The 25,635-nt window shown below is 62.6% G+C and carries 19 protein-coding genes and 3 pseudogenes; 7 read left to right on the top strand and 15 right to left on the bottom strand.

Features of this window, described 5'->3' with window-relative positions; genetic code table 11:
• Positions 1-83 precede the first annotated feature (83 nt).
• Complete coding sequence (locus C4901_RS01570; protein ID WP_205736128.1) at positions 84-500, top strand: VOC family protein; 417 nt, start codon at positions 84-86, stop codon at positions 498-500.
• Positions 501-817: 317 nt separating this feature from the next.
• Here the strand turns inward: C4901_RS01570 and C4901_RS01565 are convergent, their stop codons facing one another.
• A complete protein-coding gene (locus C4901_RS01565; RefSeq protein ID WP_110135830.1) occupies positions 818-1,177 on the bottom strand; it encodes a helix-turn-helix domain-containing protein in 360 nt (119 codons plus the stop codon).
• A gap of 70 nt (positions 1,178-1,247) precedes the next feature.
• Here C4901_RS01565 and C4901_RS01560 point away from each other — a divergent pair, with 70 nt between their 5' ends.
• Positions 1,248-1,502, top strand: coding sequence for a helix-turn-helix domain-containing protein (locus C4901_RS01560; protein ID WP_110135829.1), 255 nt, complete (start codon positions 1,248-1,250; stop codon positions 1,500-1,502).
• 63 nt (positions 1,503-1,565) lie between these two features.
• Here C4901_RS01560 and C4901_RS01555 read toward each other — a convergent pair whose 3' ends face one another.
• The 4 genes from C4901_RS01555 to C4901_RS01540 are packed head-to-tail and all read right to left on the bottom strand — an operon-like array spanning position 1,566 to position 6,649.
• Positions 1,566-2,480 (bottom strand): CoB--CoM heterodisulfide reductase iron-sulfur subunit B family protein, encoded by a 915-nt coding sequence (locus tag C4901_RS01555; RefSeq protein ID WP_110135828.1) that lies wholly within the window; start codon positions 2,478-2,480, stop codon positions 1,566-1,568.
• Positions 2,481-2,491: 11 nt separating this feature from the next.
• Positions 2,492-3,115: a 4Fe-4S dicluster domain-containing protein gene (locus C4901_RS01550; protein WP_205736127.1), complete on the bottom strand. Its 624-nt coding sequence runs from the start codon at positions 3,113-3,115 to the stop codon at positions 2,492-2,494.
• A gap of 9 nt (positions 3,116-3,124) precedes the next feature.
• Positions 3,125-5,362: an FAD-dependent oxidoreductase gene (locus tag C4901_RS01545; RefSeq protein WP_110135827.1), complete on the bottom strand. Its 2,238-nt coding sequence runs from the start codon at positions 5,360-5,362 to the stop codon at positions 3,125-3,127.
• A 3-nt stretch (positions 5,363-5,365) separates the two neighbouring features.
• Positions 5,366-6,649, bottom strand: coding sequence for a CoB--CoM heterodisulfide reductase iron-sulfur subunit A family protein (locus tag C4901_RS01540; protein WP_110135826.1), 1,284 nt, complete (start codon positions 6,647-6,649; stop codon positions 5,366-5,368).
• A gap of 517 nt (positions 6,650-7,166) precedes the next feature.
• Here C4901_RS01540 and C4901_RS01535 point away from each other — a divergent pair.
• Positions 7,167-7,943, top strand: coding sequence for a CbbQ/NirQ/NorQ/GpvN family protein (locus tag C4901_RS01535; protein ID WP_240611807.1), 777 nt, complete (start codon positions 7,167-7,169; stop codon positions 7,941-7,943).
• Here C4901_RS01535 and C4901_RS01530 read toward each other — a convergent pair.
• Positions 7,924-8,172, bottom strand: a complete 249-nt coding sequence (locus tag C4901_RS01530; protein ID WP_110135825.1) for a glutaredoxin family protein — start codon at positions 8,170-8,172, stop codon at positions 7,924-7,926. The genes C4901_RS01535 and C4901_RS01530 overlap by 20 nt on opposite strands.
• 67 nt (positions 8,173-8,239) lie before the next feature.
• Here C4901_RS01530 and C4901_RS01525 point away from each other — a divergent pair, with 67 nt between their 5' ends.
• Complete coding sequence (locus tag C4901_RS01525; protein WP_110135824.1) at positions 8,240-10,327, top strand: nitric oxide reductase activation protein NorD; 2,088 nt, start codon at positions 8,240-8,242, stop codon at positions 10,325-10,327.
• Positions 10,328-10,725: 398 nt separating this feature from the next.
• Here C4901_RS01525 and C4901_RS01520 read toward each other — a convergent pair whose 3' ends face one another.
• The 3 genes from C4901_RS01520 to C4901_RS01505 all read right to left on the bottom strand — a co-directional run bounded on the left by C4901_RS01520 (position 10,726) and on the right by C4901_RS01505 (position 15,145).
• Entirely contained in the window at positions 10,726-11,928 is a 1,203-nt protein-coding gene (locus tag C4901_RS01520; protein WP_110135823.1) for an ISAzo13 family transposase, read from the bottom strand.
• 1,055 nt (positions 11,929-12,983) lie between these two features.
• Positions 12,984-13,235, bottom strand: coding sequence for an EAL domain-containing protein (locus C4901_RS01510; protein WP_110135821.1), 252 nt, complete (start codon positions 13,233-13,235; stop codon positions 12,984-12,986).
• Positions 13,236-13,774: 539 nt separating this feature from the next.
• Positions 13,775-15,145, bottom strand: a complete 1,371-nt coding sequence (locus C4901_RS01505) for an IS4 family transposase (RefSeq protein WP_110135584.1) — start codon at positions 15,143-15,145, stop codon at positions 13,775-13,777.
• A 516-nt stretch (positions 15,146-15,661) separates the two neighbouring features.
• On the opposite strand from C4901_RS01505, the gene C4901_RS01500 reads away from it, so the two are divergent.
• Positions 15,662-16,486, top strand: a complete 825-nt coding sequence (locus C4901_RS01500) for a class I SAM-dependent methyltransferase (protein WP_205736126.1) — start codon at positions 15,662-15,664, stop codon at positions 16,484-16,486.
• Between the two features lie 477 nt (positions 16,487-16,963).
• On the opposite strand, the gene C4901_RS01495 is transcribed toward C4901_RS01500, so the two are convergent.
• From C4901_RS01495 to C4901_RS01485, 3 genes and pseudogenes are all read right to left on the bottom strand, one after another.
• Positions 16,964-18,079: a transposase gene (locus C4901_RS01495; RefSeq protein WP_168185475.1), complete on the bottom strand. Its 1,116-nt coding sequence runs from the start codon at positions 18,077-18,079 to the stop codon at positions 16,964-16,966.
• Positions 18,080-18,193: 114 nt separating this feature from the next.
• Positions 18,194-19,084, bottom strand: a complete 891-nt coding sequence (locus C4901_RS01490) for a DUF4338 domain-containing protein (protein WP_110135819.1) — start codon at positions 19,082-19,084, stop codon at positions 18,194-18,196.
• Between the two features lie 2 nt (positions 19,085-19,086).
• Positions 19,087-20,396 (bottom strand): annotated as a pseudogene (locus C4901_RS01485) (ISNCY family transposase).
• A gap of 252 nt (positions 20,397-20,648) precedes the next feature.
• Between C4901_RS01485 and C4901_RS01480 the strand changes: the two are divergent.
• Both C4901_RS01480 and C4901_RS01475 read left to right on the top strand, forming a co-directional pair.
• Positions 20,649-20,984, top strand: coding sequence for a helix-turn-helix domain-containing protein (locus C4901_RS01480; RefSeq protein ID WP_110135818.1), 336 nt, complete (start codon positions 20,649-20,651; stop codon positions 20,982-20,984).
• Positions 20,977-22,224, top strand: coding sequence for a type II toxin-antitoxin system HipA family toxin (locus tag C4901_RS01475; RefSeq protein ID WP_110135817.1), 1,248 nt, complete (start codon positions 20,977-20,979; stop codon positions 22,222-22,224). The genes C4901_RS01480 and C4901_RS01475 overlap by 8 nt, the downstream gene beginning before the upstream one ends.
• A gap of 557 nt (positions 22,225-22,781) precedes the next feature.
• On the opposite strand, the pseudogene C4901_RS01465 reads toward C4901_RS01475, so the two are convergent.
• From C4901_RS01465 to gatB, 3 genes and pseudogenes are all read right to left on the bottom strand, one after another.
• Positions 22,782-23,801 (bottom strand): annotated as a pseudogene (locus C4901_RS01465) (IS110 family transposase).
• A gap of 150 nt (positions 23,802-23,951) precedes the next feature.
• Positions 23,952-24,047, bottom strand: a pseudogene (locus C4901_RS01460) (hypothetical protein); the annotation flags it as partial.
• 146 nt (positions 24,048-24,193) lie between these two features.
• On the bottom strand, positions 24,194-25,627 hold the full coding sequence (gene gatB, locus C4901_RS01455) for an Asp-tRNA(Asn)/Glu-tRNA(Gln) amidotransferase subunit GatB (protein ID WP_110135815.1): 1,434 nt from the start codon (positions 25,625-25,627) through the stop codon (positions 24,194-24,196).
• Between the last annotated feature and the right edge of the window lie 8 nt (positions 25,628-25,635).

The following is a 25,635-nucleotide window of genomic DNA, read 5'->3' as shown; positions in this document are numbered from 1 at the left end:
ACGCCGCCTGCGCCCGCTTGGGGGCGGCGCCGGCACCGAGGGCCGTGTCATCATCTGGGCTTGGGGATCGAAGACACGATAGAATGGCGGCATACCGAGGTCTCGATCCCGTCATGCCGCCGATCCGCGCGATCATCCACGCCAGCCTGCGGGTACAGGAGCTGCCGCGCGCACTTACGTTCTATTGCGACCTCCTGGGTCTTGAGATCGTCGCGCGCCCCGATCTCGGCTATCCCGGCGCGTGGCTCGCCCTGCCCTCCGGCCAACAGATCCACCTTCTGGCGATCGGCGCGGAACCCGCCGCCGGTGCGCTGCGGCAACCCGGACGCGACCGTCATCTCGCATTGACGGTATCGGACCTGCCAGGCCTTGCCCGGCGCCTGGCAGCCGCCGACGTTCCCGTCGTGCCCAGCCGCTCGGGTCGCCAGGCGCTGTTTTGCCGGGATCCGGACGGGAACGCCCTCGAGTTCCTCGCCAGCGAAGACCCTCCGCCTCCCTAGACGCCCGGGAGACGAACGCCCGAAGGAGAACCCAGCCGAGGCCGCCGCGGGCAGACCTTCGGTCTTGAACCACGCCCGTCCACGCGGGTCTACGCGAAAACAGGCCAGGGCGGGCGGCAGGATAGCGGGAACGCGGGCTCAGCTGGCCCTTACGCCAAAATCCCACCGCCATGCCGCAACGCGCCCATGCGCACGGGCGGGCGAAACCACCCAAGGACGCGTACTGATCATGGGGCGGCGGATATGAGCTTGGCCTATCGCCGCCGCGTGGACGATGATCCTGCAGGAACTCCTTGGCGTCCGCTCCGGACCGACCGTCAGGATCCGGCCTTGAGCAAGGCCACGAGGGTCTCCTTCATGGCGACACGCTGGCCCTGCGGCAACGCCATCCACAGACGCGCCACGGCCACCGCCTCGTCGCTCAAGGCGGCCTCCCCCTCGTATCCGGCGGGCGTCTCGCGGATGGCGACATCGACTGCCCCCTCACCGAGCAGCAACCATTCGGCATTGACGCCGAGGACGCGGGCGATCTCTACGACACTACGCGGCCGGCGCACATGACCGGCCTCGATGAACTGAATGGCCTGCGGCCGAAGCTTCACACGCCTCGCGAGCTCGGATTGCGTAAGGCCCATCCGCTCCCGAGCGTAGCGCAGGCGCTTGGCCAGTGTTTCCATGGCGTGAGTCTACAAAAAGGCGCCCGCGCCGGCCTTGCCAATACGCTTGCATCTACAATAGACTTTGGGGATGACGCACACCGTCGAGCGCGGCTACCTTGCCATCAATCTGAGGCGGGCCCGACACGCCCGGGGCCTCACGCAAGAGGATATCGCCGCCATGAGCGGCGTCAACCGCGCTTATGTCAGTGATCTGGAGCGTGGGCGGCGCAACATTGGCATCGACTGCATAGGACGGATCGCGGCGGCCCTCGACGTCCCGGCCGCCTCGCTGCTGCTACCCACCGAAAAGACGCCGGAGCCTCGGGGGCCCCGGCCGACCTAGGCCCGCGCCGTACCCCATACGGGCGCGGCACGGGGATGCCGCAAGGGCGGCACGCGCGGAGGATCAGCGCACCGCCTTGGCGGCGATCTCCTCGAGCCTGTGGGCGCGAATGATCTGACCGTTCAGGCCCGCCTCCTTGGCGCTGCCGCCATAGGCCACGGTCATCAGCTGGCTATAGTAGGTCACGGGGATGTTGAACTTGGTCCCGTAGCGCTTGTTGATCTGCCCCTGATAGACCTCGACATTCATCTGACACACCGGGCACGGGGTCACGATCATATCGGCGCCATGGTCGTAGGCCGACTCGATGATCTTTTTGATCTGGGCCTGACTCTTCTCGGGCTCCGAGAACGCAAGCGCCCCACCGCAACACGTCACCTTTTGATCATACTTCTCGACCGGCTCCCCGCCGACGATCTCGACGAGCCGGTCGAGGTACTTCGGGTTCTCGAACGACTCGCCCGCGATCCCGAACGGGCGATTCGTCTGGCAGCCCACATAGCCCGCGAACTTGATGCCCTCGAGTGACTTCACCACCGGCTTTTTCAGCTCGTCGTAGCCCAGGTCCTCGATCAGGACCTCCACCATGTGACGCACTTCCTGCTCACCCTTGTACTGGAGATTCATGCCGGCCTCGCGCAAGGCCTCGTTGGTCTCGGCCAGCAGATCGCTATCCTCGGCCAGCCGATCCTTGGTCTCCTTCGCCCCGAGCCAACAGGCCGCGCAGGTGGCCACGATATCCTGGCCCTTGTTGGCCTGCTCGGAGATGGCCAGATTGCGCGCGTTCATCACATGGCGCGGCAACTCGCCGCCCTCGGCGTAGCCGATCGACGCGCCACAGCAATTCCAGTCGGGGATCTCGTTTAGCTTGACGTCAAGCTTCTTGCACATCGCCTCCACCGACACCATATAGTTCGAGGCGGAAGTCAGCCGCTCCGACGAGCAGCCTGGGTAGAACGAATACTCTTTTCTGGCCATACGAACCCCTCTTAGGCGGCAAAGCCCCTGCGCCGATCCTCGATCTCCCGGGCCTTCTTCAACATCTTATGGATGCCCTTCTTGTCCTTGCACCCCTTGTGGGTCACGAAACCCAGGGGGTTCAGGCGACCGGTCTTCAGCATGCCGAGGCCGATATCCTTCATGGCCCACGCCCGTGCCACCCCGGTCTTGAATCCATCCATGAAATAGAGCCCCACGGACAGCTCGATCTCGTTCACGCGCCCCGACTTCGTCAGGTTATTCCAGAACATCTTGGCAAAGCGCCGAGTCGGGTTCATCTTCGGGGCAAGCCCGAGCCTGTGGGCATAATTGGCGAGCCCATGCATGATGTGCGTGATCGGCAGCTCGCGCGGGCAGCGCACGATGCAGTTGTAGCAGGACGTGCACATCCACATCGATTCACTCTTCAACACCTCGTCCCGGCGCCCGGCCCGGATCATCATGAAGATTTCCTGCGGCGGGTGCTCCCAGGCGGGGCCGAGCGGGCACGAGCCGGAGCAGACCCCGCACTGCATGCACATCTTGACCCATTGGCCTTCCTCGACGTTCGCCTCCACTTCCTTCAGGAAGTTGTTGCGATACTGCTCCGTCATTGCCGTATTGATATCGCCCATTGGTGCCTCCTAGAAACCCTTGAACGGACTCATGCCGATTTCCTGGATCTTGGCGGCGTAATCGTTGATGAGTTCCGGGACCTTCCCGATATCGGCGATGGCGACCTCGAGCACCCGGACGCGATCCTTCTCCAGGTTCAGGTTCTTCAGGGTATCGTCGATCTTGCTCATCCGATAGTTCGCGAGCTCCGACCCCTTCACGAAATGGCACTGATACTCGTCACCGTGCCGGCACCCCATCAGCATCACGCCATCATAGCCGCTGTTCAAGGCGTCGGTGATCCATATCATGTTGACCGAACCGAGACAGCGGACCGGTATGGTCCGGATGAATGCGCTCGAGGTATGTCCCGACACCCCGGCCATGTCGAGCGCGGGATAGGCATCGTTCTCGCAGGCCAGCAGCAGGATGCGTGGTTTTTCCGAAAACTCATCCGGGACGTCCACCGCCTTGATCTGCGAGCCGACACTGTCGATCGAGTAGTTTTCGAACGAGATGACGCGCACCGGACACGCGCCCATGCATGTGCCGCAGCGCCGGCAGCGCCCCTCATTGAACTGCGGGTAGCGTTGCTCATCTTCGTCGATCGCCCCGAACGGACACTCGACCGTGCAGCGTTTGCACTGCGTGCAGCCCTCGCGACGGAAGGTCGGATAGCTCAAGTCGCCCGAACGGGGATGGGCCGCACGCCCGAGACCGGCGTTCTCCACGGCCTGTATGGCCTTCAGCGCCGCCCCGGTGGCATCCTCCACCGCCTGCGCGATATCCATCGGCCGGCGTACCGGTCCGGCGGTATAGATGCCGGTCCGGCGGGTCTCGTAGGGAAAGCAGATGAAATGCGAATCCGTGAAACCGTATCGGAGCTGCGGGACGTCCGGACCCTGGCGATAGGTGAGATTCAGGACCGACACGGCCTGCTCGGCGGGCTTGCCTGCGTCGACATCCTCGGCACCGGCCGGGATATCGATATTGACCCCGGAATTCGGGACCTGGCCCGTGGCCAGGACGACCAGATCGACATCCTTCATGGTCGCCGCCTTGTCGTCCAGGATGAGGTCATGGAAATGAACGACGGCCGAACCGCTTGAATCGACATCCACCGACGCCACCTTGCCCTTGGTGAAGATCACACCCTTTCTTTGGGCGCTGCGGTAGAAATCCTCGCCATTGCCGGGCGTCCGCAAGTCGGTGTAGATGATGGCCGTGTCGATATCGGGGTTCTGTTCCTTGAAATACATCGCCTGCTTTATGCTGGTATTGCAGCAATGGCCGGAGCAGTACTTGAGATGCGTCCCGGTTGCATCGCGCTGACCGGCGCACTGGACGAACACCACGCTCCTGATCTCTTTCCCGTCGGAAGGCCGGCGCATCGGCTCGCCCTTGGCGGCAGCGGTGCGCGCCAATGTCTCAAGGCCCGCCTGATCGACGACGTTTTGGCTCTTGCCGTAACCAAGCTCCGGCAGCTTGCTCGCATCATAGGGCGTAAAGCCGCTCGCCATGACGATGGCGCCCACATTCTCGGTCTGGGTCTGGCCGCTCTCGGTCGTGATATCGACGCTAAACCGGCCCGGGGCGCCGCTCGTGCGCGTGGTGGTGGAGTTGAGGAACACGGTGATACGGGGCTCCTGCGCCACCGCCGCCGCCAGCGCCTCCACGCCGGTCGCCTGCGGATCGGCAAATGGCTCGCGGTACGGAATCCGCCGATGAAGCTTGGCCATGAAGCCGCCCAAGGCCCCGGTCTTTTCCACCAGCAGGACTTCATAGCCCGCGCGCGATGCCTCGAGCGCCGCGGTCATGCCGGTAATGCCTCCGCCGACCACCAGCACGCGCCGGTTGGTACCGTGCTCGGGGTTCGGGACCGGGGCCTGGACCTTTTTCGCCTCGGCGCAGCCCATGCGCATGTAATCCGCGGCCATCTCCTGGGTCAGTTCACGCGCCTCCTCGGTGGCCGGCTGCGACCATATGACCTGCTCGCGCAGATTCACGCGTGCTACCGCGACATTCTCGAAACCAAAGGCCTCGGCCTTGGCGCGGCGCGAGCACGCGCCGATCACGACGCGGTTTACGCCCTCGTCGATGTCCTTTTGGATCATGGCCACGCCCTGGCTGTTGCACAGGAACTCGTGCTCGCGCACGACGTGCGCCTTGCCTTCCTTTTGCGCGACCAGAGTGAGGGCCTTGGTATCCAGACGCTCACCCAGGCCGCAGCCCTGACATACGTAAGCGCCGATCTTCATGTCCGCCATGTCCTAACCCTCCGCCTTCGCCACGCGGTTCACCACCTGCACGGCGCGCAAGACACTTGCCGTGGCACTCTGCACCGACCGGTTTACATCGAGCGCGTTGGCCGCGCATCCGGCACCGAACAGGCCACCATCCGTCGCGCCCATCTCGATAAAGCCGCTGGCATCGACCGCGACATCGGCGATGGCCTTGATGTCCACGCTTGGCTCCATGCCGATCGCCAATACGCACAGGTCATGGCGGTTGTCATAGCGGTGATAACCCTCGGTATCGACCCCGTGCAATATGACGTCACCCGTCGCCTCGTCCTCGGTGATGTTGGCCACCTTGGACTTCACGAAATGCACCGTCGAATCGGCCTGCACCTTCTGATAAAAATCTTCGAAGCGGTCGATGGCGCGGATGTCGATGTAATAAACAGTGGACTGTGCCTCATCGCCGAAACGCTCACGCATATAGGTCGTCTGCTTCAACGAGGCCATGCAGCAGATGCGCGAGCAATGCTTTAAGTGATTGCGGTCGCGAGACCCCGCGCACTGGATAAACGCCACGTTCTTGGCCTCTTTACCATCGGACGGACGGACGATACGCCCTCCCGTGGGGCCCCGCGGATCCGACAACCGCTCGAACTCGACGCTCGTGATGACATTATCGAAGCGATCATAGCCGTAAGGCTGAATCTTGCTGGCATCATAGGGACGCCAGCCTGTCGCCCACACCACCGCGCCAGCGCTTAAAGTGACCACCTCCGCCTTCATGTCGAGATCGACGGCGCCGTACTTGCACGCTTCCCGGGCCTTGTCGGCGTCGGGGGTTCCCAATATGGACGGATCGATGACATAGCGCTGGGGATAGGCCATGAGCGAAGGTAGATAGGCGGCCTTCATGCGACTCATTCCGTAGTTGAAGGGGTTTGGGATCTCCGCGGAAACCGCCTCGCCGCAGGCGCCGCAGGCGGTGCAATTGTCATTCACGTAGCGGGGATGGAGGGTAACGGAGATCTTGTAATCGCCCGCGCGTCCCTCCACCTTCGAGACCTCGGCCAAAGTCAGGACCTTGATGCGCTTGTTGGCGCGCAGGCGGCGAAGGTTGATCTCCATGCCGCAAGTCGGATGACACAATTTCGGGAAATACTTATAGAGTTGGTTGACGCGGCCCCCGAGCGAGGGCGCTCGTTCGAGCAGGATGACGTTCTTGCCGGTTTCGGCGGCCTCGACGGCTGCGGTCATTCCGCTGATGCCGCCACCGACCACCACGATGGTCTCATGTGTTGCAACTACGTCCGCCATTAAGCGATCTCCTCAGGGGTGGCGTTCGCTAAAGCCAGCCGCGGCTCGCGCCGGACGGGGGCCGTCCACGTTATACGCCGAAGAGGCCCGCAAGAGCTAGGGCCATGGTTAGAAACTTTCTATGGCGCCATAAGATGCCGCGTAGACGAGAGCCGGTTCGATCGGCCGTGCTGCTCGCGCGGGTGGGACCCCACGCTGTCATGATAAACGAATATGATCGATAGTATTGTGGAGAGAGATGCTGCGGTCGTCAACAGCAATTCCCTTATGTAAAGCGATGGCGCACGGAACACCGAACGAAGAAGTCGGAACTCTTTATGGCCGGGCGCGTCTGTCGCGGATGGCGGGCGCCTGCAGGCATATGCGCGCATTAGGAGATAGCCATCCCGCCTTGAATGGCCGGGCCGTCGATCGCTTTTTGGATTGTCGGATGCTTTTGGCATACTGTAGTCGGGTCAGTGCCGCGATAAACGAGGGACACGTGGAGCCAGGTGTTGTGAAAGCTGAAGCCCTTCTCGTGACGAAGGAGCCATATTACGAACCGCAAGGCGACGAGATTCTTTTGTTCGAGAGCGCCTACCGCAATCAGATCCCCGTTTTGCTGAAGGGTCCCACGGGCTGCGGGAAGACGCGCTTCATGGAACATATGGCGTGGCGCTTGAAGCGTCCGCTCGTGACCGTCTCCTGCCACGACGATCTCACGGCTTCCGACCTCGTGGGACGCTATCTGATCACCGCCGGCGATACCGTATGGGTCGATGGCCCGCTGGCGCGGGCGGTACGCATCGGCGGCCTTTGCTATCTGGATGAAATCGTCGAGGCCCGCAAGGATACGACGGTCGTCATCCACCCCCTCGCCGATGACCGGCGGGTGCTGCCCGTCGAGAAGACCGGAGAGGTGTTGTGCGCGCCCCCCGAATTCGCCTTGGCGATCTCTTACAATCCCGGCTATCAGAGCGTGCTCAAGGACTTAAAGCAGAGCACTCGCCAGCGCTTCGTGGCGCTCGAATTCGATTACCCGTCCGCCGAGCTTGAGAAACGCATAGTCGACCACGAGAGCGGGGTGGGGGACGACATCGCCGGCAAGCTCGTCAAGTTTGCCGCGATGACACGCAATCTCAAGGGCAGCGGCCTGGAGGAGGGTGCGAGCACGCGCCTGCTCGTGCACGCCGCCAAGCTCATGGTGTCCGGCATAAGCCCGGTAGCCGCGTGCCGGGGCGCGGTTGCCCAGGCCCTCACCGACGACCCGGAGATGCTGGCCGCCATCCATGAGCTCAGCGCCTCGCTTTTTTAGCAGCCACCGCCCCGCGCACGGCACGCTCGTCGAGGCGATAGCAACAGATCTCGGTGCCGCCATGAACCAATACCGGGACCTTGAGACCGTAGCGCGCCTCGAGGTCCGGATCACTTTCGATATCGACGGCGCGGACGGCCACACCGAGCTCGGCGGCAAGCGGCGCCAGGGCGCGCGCCATGTCCTCGCAGAGGTGACAATCGGAACGATGATAAAAGATGATGTCCATGGCCTGAAGAGTAGCAGAAAAGGGCCGCAAGCACCGGCCCATCCCGCGGCCCGGGGAGGCGATCGCGATGACCGATCTTAGGCCCTTCACCGCCTCCGAGCTCGAGGACTGGCTGGATGAAGAGCTCGATGCCGCGTTGTCATTGCGTCGCACCAGCCGGGCGGCCGCGGCCACGCTCGCACAGCTTGCCCGGGACCAGCAGGATTTCGCCCGTCATTGGATCGCCATCATCGCCAAGACCAATCCCGAGCTCGCCTTTCATTTTGCCAATCGCGCGGCCGAGGGCCTAAAGCGCATGGCCGTGAATGACGCCGAGGCCTGGATCATCCAGGCCATGGACGTCTACGACAAGATGGGGCTTTATCCGGCCATCACCGCCCTGAGCGAGGTCGAGGCCTTTGCCGCGGCGCGCGCGCAGCGCGCCCGCGCCGTGACCCTGGAGGAGGTTGGGCCGGTCCTTGAGCTCTTTTTGCAGGCGCTTTCCGGAAGGCCGCTCAAGCTCGAAACGGGGGAGTCCGCCTTTACCGACACCGCGCGCATTTATCTCCCGGCGGTGATCGCGGTATTGCCGACGCGCGCCGAGAACCTGCGCCTCTACAAGGTCCTGGCCGCCCATCTCTGGGCACAGACCTGGTTTGGTACGTTTCCGGGCAACCACCCCACCCGCCTCCTGGAATGCTGCCAGTCGTTGCCGGACCCGGCCTATGCCCGCGATCTCTTTCATGCCCTGGAGACCATGCGCCTCGACGCCTGCCTCGCGCGCGAGCTGCCCGGGCTCTACCGGGAACTCTGCGCCCTCGAGGCGCGCCCGCCGGCACCGGCCTCATGGAGATCCTGGATCGCCCGGCTCGAGGCGGCCGGCGCCACCGTTGACGACACCTATCAGGCCGTGGCCGCCCTTTACGGGGAACCCGTGCCCAGGCCCCGGCTCTACCAGGGGGCGCTCGACCCGGCGGCGGTGGCCACGGCGCTCGCCGGACGCCTGGAACAGGAACGCGCGGCGCTGCAAAACGCCTTGAAGACGATCCTGGAGGGCAAAACGACCGCCCCGGACGAGCGGCGCTTTGCCGTTCACAGGGACGAGGGCGGCCGCCAGGACCCCACCCTTTTCCTGGATGGCCAGGCACTGGTCCCGCCACCGGACGTGCGCGCCCTGATGCAATCCATCGTCCAGGACCTCGGTGATATCCCAGACGAATATCTGGTGGCCGCCGGCGACGGGGCCTACGCGAGGGAAAACACCCGCAAACCGGAAGACGTCTGGAAGGGGACCTATCACGAAGAGGGCGCTTTTCATTACAACGAATGGGATTACAAGCGCCAGCATTACCGCAAGGAGTGGTGTGTCTTGCGTGAACTCGATGTCCATCCCGTGAATGAACCGTTCGTCGCGGAGACCTTACGGAAATATGCCGGCCTCGCCGCGCGGCTACGCAAGACATTCGAGGCGCTGCGCGGGGAAAACGCCACCCAGAGGCGCCAGAAACACGGTGATGACATCGATTTCGACGCCCTGGTCCAGGGATTCGCGGAGCTGCGTTCGGGTCGCGAACTTCCCGACGGACTGTTTCTGCGTAACCGGCGTTTCGCGCGCAATATCGCCGTCATGTTCATGGTCGACATGAGCGGATCGACGAAGGGCTGGATCAACGACGCCGAGCGGGAATCACTGGTGCTGCTGTGCGAGGCCCTGGAGATCCTGGGGGACCGCTATGCCATTTACGGGTTTTCGGGGATCACGCGCAAGCGCTGCGAGATGTATCGTGTGAAGCGCTTCGAAGACCCCTATGACGACAGGGTCCGCGCGCGTATCACCGGCATGAAGCCCCAGGACTATACACGCATGGGGGTTGCGATCCGCCACCTCTGCGGCCTGCTAAACAATGTGGAGGCACGCACCAAGCTCCTCATCACCCTGTCAGACGGTAAACCCGATGATTATGACGGCTACCGAGGCGAATACGGCATAGAGGACACGCGTCAGGCGCTGCTCGAGGCCAAACGCGACGATATCCACGCCTTTTGCATCACCATCGACACCGACGCGCGCGATTATCTGCCGCACATGTACGGGGCCGCCAACTATGTACAGATCGATGACGTGCGCAAGCTCCCCTTGAAGATATCGGATATCTATCGCCACCTCACGAGCTGAGATCACACGTTAGACACCGCCACAGGCCCCAGGAGGAGATCGGCTTGGCCGCCAGGGACCTGTCCTCGTTATAATGGGCGCGGCCCAATGAGGCATGTATTGCCGCGATCGCTGATGTTCCGAACACGCATAGTCTCTCGGGCCATCGACGGGAAGCCGGCTGGGAGAATCGGCGTCGCCCGATAGGCGCCAGAGAGACAACCCGCCACGAGACTCCCCTATTGCCCACCGCCGCCTACCCTCTCTATACATCGGATGTCCCCATAACCCGTCCATACACCCATATCAGTCTCCTCCGCCCCAGTATCCCCATAAGCGGGAGCCCTCCCTGGCCACCATAACCTATAATACGAGACTATCAGCCTCCAATGGATAGGCGCTGTAAGAAAATAAAGGTCTCAACTACCCTTTATGTGCGGTTTGATGGTGTAGTTCCATTCGCCATGGAACGTGTTGCGCTCCAAATTGACGCGCCCCATCTGCGCCTGGGTGATTTCGCGTCCGACGGGGTATTTGCGGCGGTCCAATCGGCAAGTGACTTTCAATCCCTTTGCTGTGGTGGTCTTGGCGATGAGGTTGACGATCGTTTCGTAGTCCCGTAAGGGTTCTCCGCGCCAGTTAGACGAGATAAAGGAAAACAACCGATGCTCGATCTTGTTCCATTTGCTCGTGCCGGGAGGGAAGTGGCACACGGCCACGGAGAGCCCGGTCTGATCGGCGAATTTCTGCAATTCCAGCTTCCACAGCCGTAGCCGCCATCCGTTGCTTCCGCCGCCATCGGCCGTGATCAGGATTGTCTTCGCCCCCGCATACAGGCGCCGGCCCTCCTGGCGCCACCACCCGCGGATGGAGGCGACGGCAAATTCCCCGGTGTCATGATCGGTCCCCACGTTGACAAAACCGGCATTGCGGCCGATGTCGTAAATACCATAAGGATAGGCGCGGGGTACTTCGGGACCGGGGAAGTCGTGACCTTGCACGAGTTTTGGCCGTTTCGCCGGGAGCCATTGTTGGCCCGGGTTATCATAGTTTCCTATGAGCTCCTTTTTCTTGGTGTCCACTGAGATCACGGGCGTGCCCTGTCTCAGGCATTTCTTGACGGCGGCATTGATGTAGCGAAACTGGGCATCGCGATCCGGATGATCGGCACCCTCCTCGGTCTTGCGATTGCTCTGCAGGCTGTAGTGGAGGTCGTGCAGGATCTGTGCGACCGTCATGTGGCTGATCGGGTGATCTTGCTGGCTCAGTTCTTGGGCAATCGCCCGCGTGCTCTTACAGATCCATCGCAGGGCCGACTCGGGGTCCCCGCGCGTTTGCGCATCGATCAGCCCTTCGAGGCGGGGCACGAGACCGGGATCGGACTGCGTGAGGGACTTGCGGCCCGCCCCTGGTCGTCGGACGCGGCCCACCAGCGGCTGATCCCCTCCCTGGATTTCGCGGATACCCTTGGCGATCGCTTTCCGTGACAGGCCGCAGGCGTGGTGCACAAGAGAGACGCCCCCATACCCCAGGCTCAGCGCTTCATTGGCCGCTACAAGGCGGCGTGTGCGCTCGTCCAAATGCGACCACACAGACCGAAACTTCCGCTTCAATTCCGGCACCGTACCTCGTCCAAATGCGACCACACAGACCGAAACTTCCGCTTCAATTCCGGCACCGTACTCATGCTTGCGCAGGATACCGCAATGGCCCCGAGAATGATACCTTTATTTACTTACACTGCCATACACCAAGGAGAACTCATCGTGCTCGACACAACCTTGCGTACGCACCACCATTTCGCAGTCTACAGACAAGACATGCTGGGCGCGGCAGCCGTGGCAGCTGCGCCAGCCATAGCACTCCTTGCAAACACCACAACACAAACGTGCCAAGGTTTTATGGCGCTGTGCACCTTCGTGGCGAGTGCCTATGGATTTCTCTGCGTGGCATCCATGTATGAACTTCATATGTTTCTGGAGGACACGACACCTCGGCTGGGCGACTCACGAGCCCTGGCGACCATGCGACAAATCGTGACGGCACTCGCGGTCCTTATGGGGATAGGGGCGCTTGCCATCGACTTATCCAACGCCCCGTCTTCCGCCGTCGTCGGCGCAATTATGGCTGAGGGGAAGATCGGTGTGATTGGGGGCTTCATACTGCTATGCTCGATATGTTTTACATGTCCACGTTGGTATTACGAAGCTCGTCTAGGTAAGGCATAAGAGGTGGCGCTTGTCGCTCACGATGTCCGGGCCTCATGCGTGGCCTCCATGTAACGACTGATGGCAGTGCATGAGTCACGGCCCGCAAGGCGGTACAAGCTCCCACAAAGAGGGGGTTGTCCACGGGTGTCCTGCGGGCGAGCCGTGCGCTTTTCCTGCGCGCAAGGGGCTCGTCCGCAATAACCGGATGGCGTGTCGCAACAGTCTGGCGCGATTGGCCTACAATTCGGCCATTCACGAAACGGGTGTGCTCAAATCTTTGATAGGCACATCAAGAATCCCAGGTGGGGGATCGCCTATGACTGGCGCCGGGCCCCTGAATGGGGTGATCGGAAAGTCAAAGGGTATGTCGAACACACCGGCAGATACGGCCAGCGCATGCATATCCTGGGCGACCCGCCACGAGCCTTGATACACCGCGTAATCCCAGGCGCCGTTCCGCACCCAGCCTAGGGCGTGACAGGTGCCGACCCATCGCGCGTGATCCAGCGGGCCAAGGCCTCTTCGGCGATCACTGTGCCGCTATCCAAGGCGACGATAGGCTGGTAGGCGGCCTGGATGCGTCCGAGCGCCAAGGCCCTCTCCAAAGACACTGGCGACAGATCGACGGCACGCCCCATATCCGAGGCGCGCCGCGGGCGCGGATCATGAGAGGGCACGGTGCCTTCAGGTCCCAGGCGTTGCTTCTGAGTTTCTGGCATGCACGCTCCTCCCACGCCGCTTCATGCGTCTATTTCAAAAATAACCGTAGACGATCTCTGATCATCTCTCAAGAGAGGGCGCGACGTGGAATCGATCATTGCCGCCATGGAATGGAAGGCGCGAGGACGCACTTGCGGGTTTCCACATTTCCAGGCAAAAAGACGCGAGTTTTTAGCGGCACTCGAAGCCTTCGGCCGCAACAGGTTTCATGGCTAATGCAGGGGGGCGGAAATCGATTGTGCGGCCCGGCGCCGACGTATCCCGCGGGCCCGCGCGGTTCGGCGTATCGTTGTCACCGCGCGCGCCGCGAGCGATCAAGGCGAACGGGATGAATGCGGGTGGCGGTCACATTGATGCATGTCAAAGCCAGGCCACCATCGTCCGCCTTAATGAGAATGGCACTTACTTAAGCCCGTAGCACTACAAATGCCCATATCTGCGTACTTGTTCACGGGCCTCGGCGCGAGGCATTTTCAGCCAGGGATAAGGCTTGGGCCTTCGTTTTCGCGCCGAATGGCACTTACTTAAGCCCGTAGCACTACAAATGCCCATATCTGCGTACTTGTTCACGGGCCTCGGCGCGAGGCATTTTCAGCCAGGGATAAGGCTTGGGCCTTCGTTTTCGCGCCCGTGGTTCGATTCGTCCGGGCCGATTGCCGACGGTGAGTTGTGCGATGAGCCGGAACAAGGTGTCCGGATCAGCGCCCAGATCGACACGGTGCGTGGTCCATTCGGTCCACAACTGCACGGTATGCTTGAAACTCAGTTGCCGCGGATGAACGCTGGCATCGAGTGCCGCTTGCGCCATCAGCAGACGGATCAGGTTGTAGGCGAGCAGATGCACCCACAGCTCCTTCTCGACCATCCGCGGCGTGAGGCAGCGCAGGACGTCGACGCCGAGCGTGGTTTTGATGTTGCGCAGGTCCAGCTCCACGTTCCAGCGTTGCGCGTACAACCGGTCGAGGGCGTTTTTTCTGACCTGGCGCGGATTGAGCAGCGTAGTGACCAGGATTTGGCCGTCCACCATGACTTCCCGTACCGTCAATGCGTCGGGAAATTCCGCGTATTGCTCTGCGCTCATCCACTCGGGCCGGGTCTTCGATTTCGTCCAGCGGACGAGGTGATCGCGGGCCCCAAGCGAGACGCCACGCCGAAAGTCCGTATGGCGCGCGCCGTTCTGTTCAAACAGCACGTCCACACCGGCTGCCAGCATGGTCGCGACCAAGAAGTAGTTGCAGTAGAGCGCATCGGCGAGCATCACATCGCCCGGGGAGAAGGCGGCGCCGAGCGTGCGCAAAAGCCCCAACTCGCTGTTGCCTTTGCCGGCCTGCGGGCCGATCGCCGCATCGATCACGGCGCCGGTCGCGAGACAAATCACCCCCACGACACGCGCCAATGGAAAGCCGACCCCCGCGGCCTGGCTGCTCGGCTGCGGATAGCAGGCCTGGTTCTCCGGCGTATCGGGCATCGAGATCCCGGTGCCGTCCACGAGCTTCACGTGCCGTCCGCGCCAGCGCCAACCCGCCTTCGCCCGCGCGCTTATGAGTTCACCGACGGCCTGCGTCAGGCCGGTCACCATGGGCACCGGCAAGCGTTCCCGTGCCTTGCAGTAGGCGCCTGTTCGGACGCTCTGGACGCTCAAGCCCTCGGCGCGGCGTTGCGCCGCCCAGCCGTTGACCGCCTTCTGGCACGAGCCATCGGCATCCAGCGCCTGGCGCATGAACATTGACAGCGCCACCGTCGGCGGGTACAGCCGCTCGCGATGCTCCGGCAGGTGCGCCTCCGTCACTTTGAGCAACTCAGGGCCGGTAAGGAGGTTGAAAAAGCCGACCGCATCGACCCGCTGTGCGCGTCGGCTAATCTGCTGTCGATGTTGCTTGGAATGAAACTTGGCATTACGCTCTCTCAAGGTTGGCCTCGGGGTTGGTCCGGTGGATGCCTGGTAACAGACATCGTACCAATCCCGGTCAACCTACCTCATAACTTTCAAACGCTTAGCCCCGCGCGCTCAAGTCGCTGCGGCTTAAGTAAGTGCCATTCGTTGGTCCGGTGGATGCCTGGTAACAGACATCGTACCAATCCCGGTCAACCTACCTCATAACTTTCAAACGCTTAGCCCCGCGCGCTCAAGTCGCTGCGGCTTAAGTAAGTGCCATTCGCCTTAATGAGGGTAGCCTACTTGCGCACATCTCGTGCGCGGGAAGAGGCCCGCCTGGACACAACAGGTCGATGGCGTGGCGTGAAGGTGCAGAACGCCCATGATGCACGGACGCTTCGCCGCGCCACAAGAAACGGCCTTCATAACAATTTATGAGAAGCGCTTCATCGAGAGTGCGTCACATCGAAGCATTATCAGGACACAAGGCGCCGCTCGCATTGATACAGGTCCAATACTGCTCGGCATGCGCATAAGGGGATGAGGCCCATGTATCATCACAAGGACAGGGCCCCGGACAGACGACGCACACCGGCCACTGCTGCGGTGGGCCGGCGGGCGCAAGGTGACAACAATGAGGAATACGGGATGACCGCCGATGCCGATCAAGGGCCGGGCCTGGCAATGCCGGGCAAGACATCAGGGGGGCACGGGGGCACGGCCTTGACCGAGGGCGCTGCTTCCTACGACGCCTGGTATGACAGCCCACGCGGCCGATGGATCGGTACCACGGAATTCGAGCTGCTGGCGGTGGCCCTGGGTGCGCGCGAGGGTGAGACGCTGCTGGATGTCGGTTGCGGCAGCGGGTGGTTCACCCGGCGATTCGCGCGCCGGGGGTTGGCGGTGACGGGCCTCGATGTCCGTGGCGACTGGCTGTCCTTTGCGCGTGCGCAGCCGGGTCCTGCCGGGCAATGGGTGGCAGGGGATGCCCGCGCCTTGCCATTCGCGGACGAAGGCTTCGACCATGTCGTATCGATTGCCGCGCTATGCTTCATAAGCGATGAACGGCGGGCGGTGGCGGAAATCGTGCGGGTGACGCGACGGCGCTTCGCCATCGGCTGGCTGAATCGCACGAGCCTGCTCTATCGTGCGAAGGGGCGAGAGGGCGGACAGGGCGCCTACCGCGGGGCCCGGTGGCACGATGCGGGCGAAGTAAAGGCACTGTTTTCGGGGATGGCGGTGCGCGAGGTCAGCATCCGCTCCGCGGTATTCCTGCCATCCGCCGGGCCCGTGGCGCGCCTCACCGAGCGCATGCTCCCCCAGGCATTGCCGCTCGGCGCCTTGATCGTGGCCTGCGGTGAAAAGAGGCGATAGCAACGGCCCAGACCGATCGGGGCGGGGCGCGGCCCCACACGGGCCTACAGCACAGCCGTCGGAGGCGCTTTCCGCAGGGTGGCGCGCATCAGCATCCCCCAGTGCCGCGCTCGCGCCATGAGGCCTGCGGGCCGCGAGAGGGAAGCATTCCGATCTCGGTGCGTCGGCAGCGCGATCCAGGCCTGAGGATCGCGGTGGGCACTTGGACTTCCGGGCGCCCCTGGCGGTTCGCGGATGCGCCTCGCGAACCCCTCGACGCGACATCCGCCACGGCGTTGGCAAGACGGTGGCCCCCGGGTGCGGCCGGAATCGCGGCGCCCGGCCCCTAGCCCATGTTTAACATGCTGCAAAAAAGCTGTTTCCCATTCAATCAGTTACGATTTCAGGAATAGGATAGGCGGTGCAATCACCGCGTCCCTGCGATTTCAGACGATCAGTGTTTTGGTCTCCCCCGGTGTGGGATCGAGATCCAAAGCCTCATAACATGGTCTTGAGTTCGGGTTCGGCAACGGTGCTCTTGCGCATACATGGAGCACGCGTCCATCGCGCCTTTGAAAGCTGGCCGTGACACGACGTTGAACCGAGAGGGTCTCGCGCAGACCCGACCAGCTTTCGTGGATGCCCTTTTCCTTCAGTTGTCGCCGCAATGTCTGGACCAGCTGATAGGCAAGCACGCTGATGAACAGATGCCCATCGGCACGCGCTTCTTGGTGGTGATAAATGGGCCGCAGCCCCAGCTCTGATTTGAGGGAGCGAAACACCGCCTCCAGGTCCGAACAGGATGTAGGTGTGCCATAGACGTTCTGCGTCCCATTGGGTTTCATTGGTGCGCAGGCATTGGACGCCGGGGTAGGTGAGAAGCGTGCCCCCGATCGGTTGTTTCACCCAGGTCAGCGACAACGCCTTCTCGCCGCTTTCGTCCGCCGTCAGGGTGATCGCGTAGTGCTGTCCTACCCGACTCTTTTCTTTGAGCCGCCCCATGCGCTCCTGAAGCTTCGCCAGGCGCTTCTCGCCCCGCGGTGTATTCAGTCCCTCGGCCAATTTGTGCAGACCGGTTTCGAGCCGTGCGCAGAATCGCCTCGCGATGGCCGCCTCCTTCGCCTGGCGTCCCGTGGAGTAGCAATGCAGTTGGACTTCTTGGCCATCGTCGCTTGTGACTTTCTGGATCTGGACCGCCTGTTGGCTTGCGGTCTCGATCGTGATGGCATGGGCGGCCTCGAAGTGGCGCGTGCGCTTGCGGCTGACAACGAGATAGCGATACCCGTGCGCCACGAGCCAGGTGAGATTCGCTTCGGCGGCGATGCCGGCATCCATTACGATAAGGCTGCCGCGGGGAGCGTCGAGCCCGATCAGCATGGCCTCCAGCGTTTGGACCTCCGCCGCATGGCCGGCAAAGGTCTCTGAACGGCGCACAAAGCCGCTGCCATCGAGCACGAGCCCCAAAGTGACGAGCGGACAATCGCTGCGTTTTTCCTTGGAGCGCCCGCGCGCCGCCTGGGGGTTGGCGGCGGCAGCGCCCTCAAAGTAGGTGTTCGTCAGATCGTAAAGCGTGACCGTGGTCTCACACCCAAACAGATCGCGCACGCCAGGCAAACGCCGCGTTGCACGTTGATGTGGGGCATCTGAGCCCCGACACCCTGGTGATCGGGACAGCCCCACCACTGCCAGCAATTCTAAAAGTAGAAACGATTATCACTTCTTGCCGGCTTACGCTAGGGGCCTTGAAGGCTTTTGGAGTTTTTCGCGCGCGTCGGTTACGAGGGGATAGAGGAAGACGCGCTTGGGACATGCGCCATGGCGTTCATGGTGGCGGTCTTGGCGGCCGCGGCCGGAGGTGAGACCGACGTCGATCCAGTGGGCGGCCCGATAGCAATGTCCGGTAAAGCGGGCGGGATCGACGAGGGTCTCGGCCAACAGGGGCTGGACGCCGTAGGCGGCCGTCCAATCGGTGGTGACCTGTCGCAGGGCAAGCGCCAGCACATGGGAGGCCAGGTTCTTGACGCGCACGTGGGGCAGGACCAGGAAGCGCGAGTTTGACACGGTGTGCTGCAGGCGCGCGGCCCGGGTGGCGTCGTCCCACCCGATCCACCGATCCCGCGCGCTCATGCGCCAGGCGGGCGAGGAGAACTGGAGGCAGCCCAGCACGTTTTCCTGGGCGGCCTTGATCAGGTAGCGCAGATGAGCGCCAAAGGGCACGCGGTGGCCGAGGTAATGATGACGCGCGACCAGGCTTCGCCACTGATCGCGTTGGGCGCATGTCTCCACGCGCTCGAGACGAACGGGCCTGAGCGCTTCGAGCGGAACATCGATGAGGGACGGTTCCGGGTCCCAGGCCATGCGCGTGGACGTAGCGGCGCCTTTGGGGCGGCCCGCCTTGAGTGCCGGCAGGCAGATGCGGCCGTTGTCATGCAACTTCTCGAGTAGCGCCCGGCATTCGATGGATTTCAGTTGGCCCTTGGGGCGGCGCCAATCCAGGAGTTCGCATACCGTCAGCGCAAGCTCATGGCGGCTTAAGCGCCCATAGCGGCGGGCGAGCTCGACGATGAGCGCAAGCTGTGCCTCATCCAGCGGTTGGCCGCAGAAGCGGATATCGTCCATGTTTAACTACTGTCGGGCCCTTCGATTTCGAGGCCCTTGATCATGAAGTCGAGCAGGGCCTCGAAGCTCTCGAAGCACCAGTAGGTCGTAAGCGCCTGGATATCATGGAAGAATTTCGTGCGCGTGCCGAGATGCTCGCGTACCAGCCGGTACTTCTCGCTGACCATGCCCTGGAACGTATGCAGCAGGAAGGCCAGCAGGTTGAAGGTGGCAAAGAGCGAAGCGAGATGCTGTTCGCCGTGGCCGAAATTGTGCTCGAGATGATAGCCCTTGGTCTTCATCACATTGTTGGCACCGTTCTCGATCTTCCATCGCGCCCGTCCCGCTTCGGCGATGCTTGCGACGTTGTCCGAGTCGAGCGCATGGCGGGTGATCCAGGCGTTGTGGTAGGTCTCCTGGCCGGAGGCATCCCTGGTGGTGAGCTCGAGCCAGTTGACCTTGAGGGCGTCGTCGCGATCGCGCAAGGGCACATCGGCGACGAAGCGGTAGGTATCGGTGTATACCGTTCTGCCTTTGCGCCACGTGACCTGATGGGTGGGGACCGCGTTGATGCGCTGGAGGTCGTTGATCCATTCGTAGACAGTGCCGTGGGAACTTGGCTTGCAGACGAAGATGAAGTTTCCCCCGAGGCCAGGACTTGCTCGCAGAGGGGCTGACGCGCGTAGAGGTCGTCGCCCAGGAAGGTCGCGCCCCGCGCCGCGTAGCGGTTGCCATGGGCGGCAAACCAGCGCTTCGCGGCCATCGTTTCGCAGTCCTGCTTCGCGTGGCCATCCTGGGGCTCGACGAACTCCGGGGGCAGGCAGATGACTTCGTTGGATGCGGGCGTCACCACGACCGGACTGACCATCGTGTGGGAATAGCTCACCGAGCCATCCTTGTGCTCGGTCTTCGTGCACTGATGGCAATGGATGTCGGCGGATTGGTGGTATTGCGTCCCGTCCAAGGCCATGAGCAACGTGTCGGCCTCCGGGGAGGAAGAATCGAGCTTCACGCGAAACGAATCGATATGGCCGCCGGCATCGAGGGCATCGAAGATCTGCTCGAACAGGGGATAGACATGCTGGGGGTCGACCGGATCCAGCAGCTTACGGATGCAGGCATCGGTCGGGATCAACACCATCTCGAAGAGGTTCTGGGCATTGCTCCTCCCCTTGGTCTTCTCCATCGCTCTTTGATGGGCGAGAAACGACGGGCTCTGGGTATAGAATACCGAAAACGCCGCCAATGCGGCGTCTTCCATTGCGTAGACGCCATTCTTCCCCTTGCGCTGATCCGGCAGTCCCTTGAATACCTCCTTGATGGCGGTGATCATGGCGCCAAAGCTCAGGGATTTGAGTGTGAGAAATGGAAACGCCAAGCCGCACTCGCATGAGTTTTTATGACCCAGCGACGTTATACAACAATGCCCGGCTTTTGTCCAGCCCCCGAAGTCCGCTGGTATCGGGAGGGGCTCGTATTGAGAACTATTACCACATTTAGAATTGCTGCACCACTGCCTTTTTGATTGGAACATTTGTCAACTTCGTGCTATATATTCTGGACATTTGTAGCACGAAGGTCTCAAATGCCTACCCCGCATAGCCCTCCAGCGGCTGTACGACGTGCTCTGCGAAAGCTTGGTGCGGATATCCATGACGCGCGACGTCGCCGTAAGCTCCCCATGGCGGTCGTGGCAGAACGCGCTTTCACGTCGCGCTCGACCCTGCAAAGGGTCGAGGCTGGTGACGCCAGCGTCAGCATCGGAATTTATGCGGGCGTTCTTCAGGCCCTCGGCCTGCTTGATGGCCTGGTCCAGATCGCCGACATCAGCAACGACCACGTAGGCCAAGCCCTCGCCAGCGCCGAGCTGCCCAAGCACATTCACCTGAAACGACCGATAGGACCGTCCGGCGATGACTGATTTCGAGGTCCATATTGATCTGAGGGGCCGCAAGCGCTCGATTGGACTTGCGAGAAGCCATCGCGCGCGCGGCGCAGAGAAGATCCTTTTCGAATATGACAGCGCATGGCTTCAGGATCCCGACCGCTTCTCGCTGGAACCGGCCCTTGCTCTCACGCGGGGCGCCTTCGCGCCTCCTGCCGGGCTGGCCACTTTCGGTTCTATTGGAGACTCGGCACCCGATGCCTGGGGGCGACGTCTCATGCAGCGTGCTGAACGTCGCTCTGCCGAACGCGAAGGTCGGGCCGTCCGCACCCTAGTGGAAAGCGACTATCTACTGGGTGTCACCGACGAAACCCGGCTCGGCGCTCTTCGCTTCCGATGGGTCGGCGAAGAGGTCTTCCAGGCGCCGATCCGTGCCGGCGTTCCGGCTCTGGTCGAGCTTGGTCGGTTTCTGCAGATTACCGAGCGCATTCTGCGCGATGAGGAGACGGAGGAAGACTTTCAGCTCATTTTTGCCCCCGGGTCGTCCCTCGGCGGCGCGCGCCCCAAGGCTTCCGTGATCGACCAACATGGTCACCTCTCCATCGCCAAATTTCCGAAGGAGACCGACGCTTACAGCTTGGAAACGTGGGAAGAGGTCGCTCTGCGGCTGGCCGACCGGGCAGGTATCGTTACCCCGAAGCATGAACTGGTCAATGTCGCCGGCAAGGCCATCATGCTGTCGCGCCGCTTCGATCGCGACGGCACGATCCGCATTCCGTTCCTGTCGGCGATGGCGATGATAGGCGCGAAGGATGGCGAGCGCGGCAACTATCCCGAGATCGTAAATGCCCTGGCTGAGCACGGCGCTCAGGGGAAAACGGACGCTCAAGCGCTTTATCGGCGCGTCGTTTTCAACGTCTTGATCTCAAACGTCGACGATCATCTCCGCAATCACGGCTTCCTGTGGCGGGGAAAGTCCGGTTGGACTCTCTCACCGGCATACGACCTCAATCCCGTTCCGGTTGATCTCAAAGCGCGGGTGTTGACGACAAACATCGATCTCAACGAGGGCACTTGCTCGCTTGACCTGCTCGAGGCGGCGTCGGAGTTTTTCGCCCTCACACTGCCGCGGGCTCGCGCGATCATAAAAGAGGTCGCAACAGTGACCTCGACGTGGCGCCAGATCGCCGCAACCGTAGGTGCGCGCTCAGCCGAAATCAACCGCATGGCCAGCGCCTTCGAGCACAATGATCTCAAACGGGCATTGGCACTATGACGAGACCATTTTTTACACAGCTTCGCGCCAGCCAGCGCAATCCCAGTACCAGCCTCACCCTCAGTCTGGAAGTCTCAGATATCGAGAATACTAGCCTGATATATGGACTCCCCCTGCATTGCAAGATCGTGTCGGCCTTTGGAATCAGGGTTGGACTGCGTAAATATATCCGGCCTCTGGTGCACCCGTCGGTGCGGGCCCTGATGACATTCGCGCGCAGGGGTCTCACTTAAGTTGTCGGTGTCGGCCACCGTTCAGGCTATCAGGCTCTTCCTGCGTCAGTCTGACCTGTTTCCATCAACGTCCTCGCTCTCGCAATCTGGATGGCAAGCACCTCCTCTATTGATCCTAAATACGGCAGTTGAGGTAAGCGCGGAGCAAAAGCGCCTTGATGGGTGAGGCTTTTTTGCTCAAACCTGCATTCACCCAGCAGGTGAACTGCAAAAAATGGCTGGACGCCCCAGGAAATCTGGCAGATAGACCGTATTTTGCGCGCCGACTGCCGGATCTGGGTTGATACGGCCCGTGAACGATTTCCGGCGGACTTCACGCCTGCGTCAGGTGCAAGTCATCCCGGGTTGCACCGGCCGGTACTCCGTACCCTTCGCCAAGAGCGCCCAGGCCAGACGCGCGTGCTTTCCGGCCAGCGCCACAGCGGCGACATTCACGTGGCGGCGCCCCTTGAGGCGTCGCGCCCAGGCACTCTTGGCATCGGTCTTCTGGTCGACGACGCGCAGGTAGGCGCGGGCGCCGTGCACGAGGAGCGTGCGCACGGTGCGATCACCCTGCTTGGTGATCGCGCCAAGCCGTGCCTTGCCGCCACGCAAATGCTGTCGCGGGGTGAGGCCCAAGGAAGCGGCATAGTTGCGCCCACTCTGGAAGACGTGGGGATCGCCCATGCTGGCGATCAGGGCCGTGGCGGTTTGCGGCCCGATCGCCGCGATCTGCATGAGCCGGCGTGCCGGCTCACTCTGCTGCGCCAGCGTGCGGATCTTCTGATCGTAGCGCTGCACATGCCGGTCGAGCGCGCACAGCTGTTCAAAGAGGCCGGAGAGCATCTCGCACGCCAGGTCCGGCAAGCCGTTTTCGGCATCCTCGAGGATCCGCGGCAGCTGCCGGCGCAGGCTCGCCACCCCCTTGGGACCCCTCAGGAGTCCGCGGATCTGGTTCACCTGGGCGGGTGCGGTTGGCCACGACGAGTGTCCGGGCCCGGGGCACCATGAGCACCGCCTGCGGCTTCGGGCTCTTTACGACCACGAAGTGCATGTTGGGTCTCCCCACGGCCTCGCAGATGGCCTCGGCGTCGTTCGCGTCGTTCTTGCCGCGTTTGCGGTAGGGGATCACAAACTGCGCCGCCATGAGTCGCGCAGTATGTCCAGGCCGGGCAAGCTCCCGGGCCCAGTAATGCGCCCCAGCGCAGGCCTCCATGCCAATCAGGCACGGCGGCAATTGGGCGAAGCACTCCAGCACCTTCGCCCAGGGCAAGGTCTTGTGGAGCTTGGCGACCCCGTGTTCGTTCACGCCGTGCACCTCAAAACCTGCTTGGCAATGTCCGGTCCCACTCGTGTAATCTTCATATCGACTCCCCTTGCTCTGTCATTGAACGAGGATTCTTCTTCAATCTGGCACATCCGATGCCGTAAGGGCAGGGGGAGTCCTGCGCGGAGATCGTCGGCGTGGGCGGCCAAAACGGTGCCATTGATGGCGCCCGCCAAGGTCCCGCAATAGACGCTGAAGGGGTTGGGTGCATGGCGCGGCAGGAGACGGACGAGGGCGCGCAGCACGCCGACCTGATAGGCGGCATGGGCGCCGCTACCCGACATCACCAGCGCTGACCGCAATTGGCTGTCCACGGAACAAGTCGAGACGATGGCGGGAAGGGCAGGCGGAAGGAGACGCCCGGCAACGCCGGCGAGGCGCGCCGGACGGACCCGCGCAGACACACGCCGCCAGGGTGGCGGCTGAGCGTCTAGGGCGCCAGGAGCCGCTTCAGAATCTCGTTGACCTTGGCGGGGTTGGCCTTGCCGCGACTGGCCTTCATGGTCTGCCCCACGAAAAAGGTGAACACCTTCTCCTCGCCGGCCCGATATTGGGCCAGTTGTTTCGGGTTGGCCGCGATGACCTGCCTTACGACCTCCTCGATGGCGGAGTCGTCCGAGATCTGACGCAGGCCGCGCGCGGCGATGACGGTATCGGCATCGCCCTCGCCCGCCCACATGGCCTCGAAGACGTCTTTCGCGGCCTTCCCCGACACCGTGCCGTCGGCAATACGGCGCAAGAGGCCCGCCAGGGCCACGGCCCCGACCCGCGAATCGACGATATCGAGCCCATCCTCATTGAGGCGCGCGGCGAGCTCGCCGCTCACCCAGTTGGCGACAAGCTTGGGCTCGACCCCGGCCGCCGCGACCGCGTCCTCGTAATACCGCGCGAGTTCCCGGCTGGCCGTCAGCACCCCGGCATCGTAGGCCGACAGGCCATACTGGGCGCCGAACCGCTCCCGCTTGGCGTCCGGCAGCTCGGGCATGGCGTCTCTCACCTCGGCCAGAAAGGCCTCGGTCAAGACAAGCGCCGGAAGGTCCGGATCGGGAAAGTATCGGTAATCGTTGGCCTCTTCCTTGCTGCGCATCGAGCGCGTCTCGTCGCGCACCGAGTCATAGAGGCGGGTCTCCTGGCGCACTTGGCCGCCGGAGGAGATCAGGGCGATCTGGCGGCGCACCTCGTAATCGATGGCACGCTCCACGAACCGAAAGGAGTTGATGTTCTTCAGTTCGGCGCGCGTGCCAAGCCGCGCCTGCCCCAAGGGGCGGACCGACACATTCGCATCGCAGCGGAACGAGCCCTCCTGCATGTTGCCATCGCAGATATCGAGATAGCGGACCAGGGTGTGAAGGGTCTTCAGGTAGGCCACCGCCTCGGCCGCCGAGCGCATATCCGGCTCGGAGACGATCTCCAGAAGCGGGGTACCGGCGCGATTGAGGTCGATACCGGTAAAGCCGCCCATGTCCTCGTGCAATGACTTGCCGGCATCCTCCTCGAGGTGCGCGCGGGTGATGCCGACGGTCTTCTCGCCGGTCGGCGTCGTTATCACAAGCCGCCCGCGCTCGACGATCGGGTGTTCGTACTGGCTGATCTGGTAGCCCTTGGGGAGATCCGGATAGAAGTAGTTCTTGCGCGCGAACACCGAACGCCTGTGCACGGTCGCGCCGACGGCAAGCCCAAACCGGGCGGCCATGCGCACCGCCTCGCCGTTCAAGACCGGCAGGACCCCGGGGAACGCCGCATCCACGACATTGGCCTGTGTATTGGGCGCGGCGCCATAAGCGGTCGGCGATGCCGAAAAGATCTTGCTCCGCGTCTTAAGCTGGGCGTGCACCTCGAGGCCGATGACCGTCTCCCACTCCATGGTCACCT

The organism is Acidiferrobacter sp. SPIII_3, assembly GCF_003184265.1.
GTDB lineage: Bacteria > Pseudomonadota > Gammaproteobacteria > Acidiferrobacterales > Acidiferrobacteraceae > Acidiferrobacter.
Note: the sequence above shows the minus strand (reverse complement) of the source record. Positions and strands in the feature narration are given on the sequence as shown.

Coding starts and splice junctions, on each gene's coding strand:
- C4901_RS01570 (WP_205736128.1), top strand. CDS start 84: ATGGCGGCATACCGAGGTCTCGATCCCGTCATGCCGCCGATCCGCGCG.
- C4901_RS01565 (WP_110135830.1), bottom strand. CDS start 1,177: ATGGAAACACTGGCCAAGCGCCTGCGCTACGCTCGGGAGCGGATGGGC.
- C4901_RS01560 (WP_110135829.1), top strand. CDS start 1,248: ATGACGCACACCGTCGAGCGCGGCTACCTTGCCATCAATCTGAGGCGG.
- C4901_RS01555 (WP_110135828.1), bottom strand. CDS start 2,480: ATGGCCAGAAAAGAGTATTCGTTCTACCCAGGCTGCTCGTCGGAGCGG.
- C4901_RS01550 (WP_205736127.1), bottom strand. CDS start 3,115: ATGGGCGATATCAATACGGCAATGACGGAGCAGTATCGCAACAACTTC.
- C4901_RS01545 (WP_110135827.1), bottom strand. CDS start 5,362: ATGGCGGACATGAAGATCGGCGCTTACGTATGTCAGGGCTGCGGCCTG.
- C4901_RS01540 (WP_110135826.1), bottom strand. CDS start 6,649: ATGGCGGACGTAGTTGCAACACATGAGACCATCGTGGTGGTCGGTGGC.
- C4901_RS01530 (WP_110135825.1), bottom strand. CDS start 8,172: ATGGACATCATCTTTTATCATCGTTCCGATTGTCACCTCTGCGAGGAC.
- C4901_RS01525 (WP_110135824.1), top strand. CDS start 8,240: ATGACCGATCTTAGGCCCTTCACCGCCTCCGAGCTCGAGGACTGGCTG.
- C4901_RS01510 (WP_110135821.1), bottom strand. CDS start 13,235: ATGCCAGAAACTCAGAAGCAACGCCTGGGACCTGAAGGCACCGTGCCC.
- C4901_RS01500 (WP_205736126.1), top strand. CDS start 15,662: ATGTATCATCACAAGGACAGGGCCCCGGACAGACGACGCACACCGGCC.
- C4901_RS01490 (WP_110135819.1), bottom strand. CDS start 19,084: ATGGACGATATCCGCTTCTGCGGCCAACCGCTGGATGAGGCACAGCTT.
- C4901_RS01480 (WP_110135818.1), top strand. CDS start 20,649: ATGCCTACCCCGCATAGCCCTCCAGCGGCTGTACGACGTGCTCTGCGA.
- C4901_RS01475 (WP_110135817.1), top strand. CDS start 20,977: ATGACTGATTTCGAGGTCCATATTGATCTGAGGGGCCGCAAGCGCTCG.
- gatB (WP_110135815.1), bottom strand. CDS start 25,627: ATGGAGTGGGAGACGGTCATCGGCCTCGAGGTGCACGCCCAGCTTAAG.